The 5,673-nt window shown below is 69.2% G+C and carries 5 protein-coding genes and 1 pseudogene; 2 read left to right on the top strand and 4 right to left on the bottom strand.

Annotation, left to right across the window (positions count from 1 at the left end; all coding sequences use genetic code 11):
• Nucleotides 1-178, bottom strand: a pseudogene (locus ACFQEU_RS10440) (Zn-dependent hydrolase); the annotation flags it as partial.
• A gap of 34 nt (nt 179-212) precedes the next feature.
• Nucleotides 213-542 carry a hypothetical protein gene (locus ACFQEU_RS10435; RefSeq protein WP_379781874.1) on the bottom strand — a complete coding sequence of 110 codons (330 nt, stop codon included), beginning with the start codon at nt 540-542 and terminating at the stop codon, nt 213-215.
• 93 nt (nt 543-635) lie between these two features.
• Between ACFQEU_RS10435 and ACFQEU_RS10430 the strand changes: the two genes are divergently transcribed.
• On the top strand, nt 636-851 hold the full coding sequence (locus ACFQEU_RS10430; protein ID WP_379781872.1) for a PLDc N-terminal domain-containing protein: 216 nt from the start codon (nt 636-638) through the stop codon (nt 849-851).
• A gap of 50 nt (nt 852-901) precedes the next feature.
• The gene (locus ACFQEU_RS10425) at nt 902-1,354 is read left to right on the top strand and encodes a DUF7124 domain-containing protein (protein WP_379781870.1); all 453 of its coding nucleotides are present in this window, start codon (nt 902-904) and stop codon (nt 1,352-1,354) included.
• Nucleotides 1,355-1,374: 20 nt separating this feature from the next.
• On the opposite strand, the gene malQ is transcribed toward ACFQEU_RS10425, so the two are convergent.
• Nucleotides 1,375-2,871 carry a 4-alpha-glucanotransferase gene (malQ, locus tag ACFQEU_RS10420; protein ID WP_379781868.1) on the bottom strand — a complete coding sequence of 499 codons (1,497 nt, stop codon included), beginning with the start codon at nt 2,869-2,871 and terminating at the stop codon, nt 1,375-1,377.
• A 142-nt stretch (nt 2,872-3,013) separates the two neighbouring features.
• A partial coding sequence (gghA, locus tag ACFQEU_RS10415) for a glucosylglycerol hydrolase (protein ID WP_379781866.1) occupies nt 3,014-5,673 on the bottom strand: 2,660 nt, incomplete at its 5' end.

Below are 5,673 nucleotides of genomic sequence, written 5' to 3'. Positions count from 1 at the left end.
CGTCGAGGCCGGCGTCCCGAAGGCGTTCGACGAGGTGGTCGCGGGCCTTGCGGTTCGCCTCGGTGCCGGTGCGGTTCGTCCGGCCGTGCGCCTCTGGATCGTCGGTCTCGACGCGGCCGAACGCGGCGTTCGCCTCGATATCCGCCCGAAGCCGATCGGCGTCGACGGGAAGTCGCATACGGATCCCGTCGGCCGCCTCCCGGGAAACCCTTTCATTCGCGGCGAGCGAGCCAGTAGGCGGCGGAGCCGAGGTTGACCCCGGCCGCGAACGCCCGCCTCTCGCCGCGATCGCCCGCGGACCGGTCGATCGCGATACAGATCGGTGTCCACACCGCTGTGAGCGCCGCGTTCCGCAACGGCGACGCCCGGAACCCGCCACCGATCACGCTCGTCTGTGCGTGTCTGTAGAGGAACCCGCTGGCGAAGCCGACGGCGAGGTACTCGACGTCGACGCCGCCGTCCGTCACCCGCGTCAACCCCACCAACGCCAGCCCGGAGAGGAGCTCGACGACTGCCTCCACCGCTCGGAGTCTCCGTCCCATACGCGGGTGTTCCACCGAACCCCACTATTTCTTTCCCCGGTCGCCCTCGCGGCGGTCACAAGACCTTTGCCCGACCGGCGAGTCAGCCCGGGTATGCTGTCCACCCTCCCGCTACAGGCGGCGGCGTCGGGGATCGCCTTCCTCTTCGGGCTCCTGATGTTCGTCGTCTACGTGGCGATCATCGTCTGGACGTACAACGATGCCAAACAGCGGAGCGATCACCCCGCGTTCCTCTGGGCACTCGTCGTGTTCTTCGCGCCGTTCCTCGGGCTCGTGCTGTACTGGATCCTCGGCCGAAACGCGTACTGAACCGACGCACGGGGTTATATACTGCGACGACTCACTCGTGAGTACGAGGGATGTCAGTCGTCACTACAGACCCCGACTCCGGCGGCGAGCTCACGCTTCTGTTCTCGCTCGGGGCCGTCCGGTCGCTCTCGGACCCCGCTGCGGCTGTCACCGACGCCCGAGAGTGGAGCCGGTACGTCGGCGTCATCGCCAACGACGCGAACGCGGTGGATCGGTTCTGTCGCCGACATGGGATCGAGAACGACTACGCGCTCCGCGACTGGGACAAGACGGTGACGACCGGCGAGATCCGCGAGGCGACGGACACCCCGCGACACGTGTTCGTCGGCACGAGTGACGCTGACCGTCGATTAGCGACGGACACCGGCTGGGAGTACCGATCGATCGAGGAGGCCGCCGAAAAGGCCGGGTGGACGCTCGGTGACCCGGCCGACCGGGTCACGGACACGGACGCAGGACCGTTCGAGCGGATCCGACGCTGGATACACGGGCTGCTGCCGTGAGGACCGCTGATCACGGCCGTCTACCGGACGTGAAACGCGCCGAGCTCCCGCAGTCGACCCGCTAGCTCGGTTGAGAGTGCGTCCCGTTCGACGCGCCACTCCCAGTTGCCGTCGAGCGTGCCGGGCTCGTTGAACCGGGCGTCGCTGCCGAGCCCCAGTAGGTCCTGTGTCGTCGTCATCGCGAGGACGGCCTCGGAACTCCACACGTCCTCGATGATCCCCCACTCGATCGGTTGATCGTCGTCGACGCCGAGGTTGTAGTGGAGGCAGTCGCGTTGCTCCGTGGGGAGGTCCGCGTAGTAGCCGACCCACGTGTCCGTGTCGTGTGTCGAGGTGTAGCCGACGACGCCTTCGGGGTAGTTCATCGGCTGGTACTCGTTGCCGCCCTCACACCAGTTCGCGTACTGCGGAACGCGCATCCCGGGGAACCCGAACTCCGTCATCAGGTCGTCCATCCGCGCGTCGTCGAACCCGAGGTCCTCCGCGATGAACGGGGCCTCGCCGAACTCGCGTTCGACCGTCTCGAACAGCTCCCGTCCGGGTCCGTCGTACCACTCGCCGTCGGCGGGGTCGTCGGATTCAGCCGGGATCCCCCAGTACCGGACGAACCCGAGGAAGTGATCGAGCCGTGCGACGTCGGCGAGGTCGAACAGTCGGCGGAACCGGCGGGTCCACCAGTCGTACCCCGTCTCCGCGAGCCGGTCCCAGTCGTACACCGGGTTCCCCCAGCGCTGGCCGTCGTCGCCCGGGTTCGGCGGGACGCCGGCCACCACGGTGGGCCGGTTGTCCTCGTCGAGCCGGAACGCCTCGGGGTTCGCCCACACGTCCGCGGAGTCGAGCGCGACGTAGATCGGGACGTCGCCGACGAGCTCGACCCCCTCGGTCGCCGCCCGCTCGCGGAGCGCGGCCCACTGGCGGTCGAACGTCCACTGCACGAACTCGTGGTATCGGACCGTCTCCGCGTGCTCCTCGCGGGCCGCGTCGAGCGCGCCCGGCTCCCGCGTTCGAAGCGGATCCGGCCACTCGACCCACGTGTCCTCCGGCCGTGCCGCCGAGATCGCGCGGAACAGGGCGTACTCCGTCACCCACGGCTCCCGCTCGCGGAAGGCGTCGAGGTCGGCGGCCGCCAGCGACGGCTCCCCGTCACCCGCCTCGAACCGCTCGAACGCCCGCCGCAACAGCGGCTGCTTGTACTCGCGGACGCCCGCGTAGTCGACACGATCGGTCGGGAGCTCGGGCACCGGTTCGATGTCGTCGCGCGTGAGCAGGCCGTCCTCGACCAAGCCGTTCAGGTCGATCAACAGCGGGTTGCCGGCGAACGCCGACGGCGACTGGTACGGCGACTCCCCGGCCGCGCCGATCGTCGGCCCGATCGGACAGATCTGCCAGTAGTCGACCTCGGCGTCGCCAAGGAACGAGAGGAAGGCGGTCGCGCCCTCGCCGAGGTCGCCGATTCCGTGTGGCCCCGGAAGCGAGGTGACGTGACAGAACACACCGTCGGAGCGATCGAAGGTCATGGCTACGCCTCAGTCCCCATCGACTCAAGCGTTGCGTCCGCGAACGTCTCGACGGGCCGGAGACCCGAATGTGCGACGCCCGCTACTTCCGAGTCCCCAGGATCCCCGCGCCGGTCACGATGCGTCGGTCACGATGCGCCAGTCACGACGCGTCGGCGTCGGTCAGCCGCCACACCACGGCGTCGGCGGTCGCGAGCGTCGCTTCCGTCGCCGCCGACCCGGGATCGACGTCCGCTTCCGGCGGCGCGAGCGCGACGGACCACCGTTCCGACCCGTGGTCGGACCCCCTATGGATATCTCCCTCGTCGCTCTCGGCGTCCTCGAGCAGCCCCCCGACGCTCACGTCGACAGGTACCCCCTCGACATTACAAGCGACGAGGAGCGTCTCCTCGCCGTCCGGCGACCGTCTGACCGCGTAGTACAGCACCGTCCCCTCGGTCGGGTGTCGGTAGCCGAACGCCTCCCCCGTCTCCGGATCGATGTCGGCACGGAGCCACGGACGTTCCTGACGGAACTCGCGGACGGCCCGGTCGAACGCGGTTCGGGTGTCATCCTGGCCGTCCGCCCAGCGGTCGAGTACGAGATACTCGCTCACGTCCGCGCTCCACGCGAACGAGAACGTCTGGAGGTCGCTCGCGGTGAGTTCCGCGTCACCTTCGCTTCCGCCCATCGGCGTCCCCTGGACTGAGAGCAGCGTCGCGATCAGGTCAACGTCGTAGTCGGTCGCGTCGACGAGCGCGGCGAGCGTCGTCACGAACTCCTTCAGCTCCGCCCGTGTCTCGAACCCGAGCGACTTCAACCGCGGGAACGCGTCCGCGTCGGCGAACGCGCCCTCGGGGACGTGCCAGTCGATCCACGGGGCCTCCTCGGCGACGACCTTCACGTTCCACACGGGGTCGGTATCCCGGACGAACCCCCACGGCGCACGGTAGTTGGCGTGAAGGAAGTCCATCGGTACGCCCGGCATCGCGACGTGGAACCAGACGAGCGCCGCGGGGCTGTCGTACGCCTCCCGGATCGTCTCCGGCGGGCTGTCGGCGAGGTACGGGTTGATCAACGCGCCGCCCCAGTCGTCGGTTACTTCCACCTGGGATCCGCGCCGAAGCGTGTCGTGATTCGCGACGCCGGTGATCCACTGGCTGCCGAACTCGCCGACCTCTCGCATCCGCCACCACTTCGTGGCCCAGAAGGTGAGAAGCGCCGGCTTGTTGTGCGCGAACGTGACCGGCGACCACTGGAACGCGTGCGGATGCTGGTCGATCAGCGTGCGATACGTCGAGGCCAGCTCCCAGTCCTCTCGGGGCCACGGTCGGCCGTCCTCGTAGATCATCCAGGGACGGTACGCGGTTCCGCCGACCTCGTGGACCACGCGGTCCATCTCGGCGAGGAACGCGTCGTCATGGACCTGTTCGCCCGTCTCCTCGTCGTGATACGTGAAGTCCTGTGCGCCGTCGATCCGGATCCCGTCCGCCCCGAAGTTCGCCTTCCGGCGTTGCAGTTCGAGGAGTATCGCCCGGACGACGGGCTGTCGGTAGTTCAGATGGAGTCCGTACATCCCCGGGCCCTCGAAGAAGGGTTCGGGGAGGAGCTCTGCGGCCGCGTCCTCGGCGTGGCCGAGTGCGATATCGAAGACGACACGGATCGGGTCGGGCATCGCGTGGCAGGCGGCGATGAACTCGACCAGCTCGTCCGGCCGTCCCGTTTCGAGCAGCGCCGGGTTGGCGGCACCGAAGCCGCTGACGACCACGTCGTAGCCCCAGTTCGTCTGGTCCGGGCGCGTGATCCCGACGGTCACGCGCTCCGTGTCGCGGTCGCGGTCGAACACCGAGACCGGGTCGACCGGGGCAGACGGATCGTCGTGCACAAGATCGGATCCGTCAGCGCCGTCGAACTCGCCAGCGCCGTCGAACTCGCCAGCGCCGTCGAACTCATCACCGGTATCGGACTCGTCCACCTCGTACGTCCCCCCGGGTCGCCAGTACCACTGCCGTCCGTACGCTTGCGTCAGCGGTTCGACCGGCATCAGCTGGACCGCGTCGTAGCCGACGTAGTTGCGCTCGTGGGGGTCGAGCGGCTCGCCGGCCCGGAGCTTCCGCCCGATCCGACGCAACCGGTCCGCGAGCGCCCCGAGCGATCCCTCGGACGTCGACGTTCCCGGATGGATCTCAAGCATGCTCGTCGCCGGATCGACGCGGGGGAGGCCGTCGTCGACCGTCGTCGGGATCGGCTCGGCGTCCGTCCCCAGCGACGCGAAATGCTCTCGGTCGGGGCGGGTCGCGTCCAGTCGGTCCCAGTCGTACACTTCAGCCGGCGCGAAGACGCCGAACGGCACCGAGTACGCGAGGGGGTCGCGGACCGTCCCCCACGCGTCGCCGCCGTCCTCTTGTCCTTCTTTCCCGTCGTCATCGCTCCCCTCCGCGGCGGGGCGGCGATATACGAGCTGGTACAGCGCACCCAGTCGGTCCGCGGTCCCGACGCGCACGTTCTCGGCGGCGACCCAGTGGAACTCGCCGTCGCGCTCGACCGGCAGCCGGTCGACGCGGAACGTCGCAGTGCGGAGGTCGTCGCGTCCCGGGTCGATGTCGCTGGCTTCGTCCGTGTCGCCCTCCGCGACCGGCGTGAACACCTCCAGCGCCACGTCCGCGACCGGTACCCCCGCGCCGACGATATCCGGGGTCCAGAACCCGAACTCGACCCCTTCGGGTGGATCGACGGTCGGGTCCGCGCCGTCGCCACGGATCGGCCGTGCGCCGAGGCGTTCCGCGATGGAACGGGCGGCGTCGAACCGACCCTCGCCCGCCT

Origin of the sequence: Halorubrum tibetense, from assembly GCF_042661865.1 — an archaeon.
Classification (GTDB): domain Archaea; phylum Halobacteriota; class Halobacteria; order Halobacteriales; family Haloferacaceae; genus Halorubrum; species Halorubrum tibetense.
This window is presented reverse-complemented; position numbering and strand designations above follow the sequence as displayed.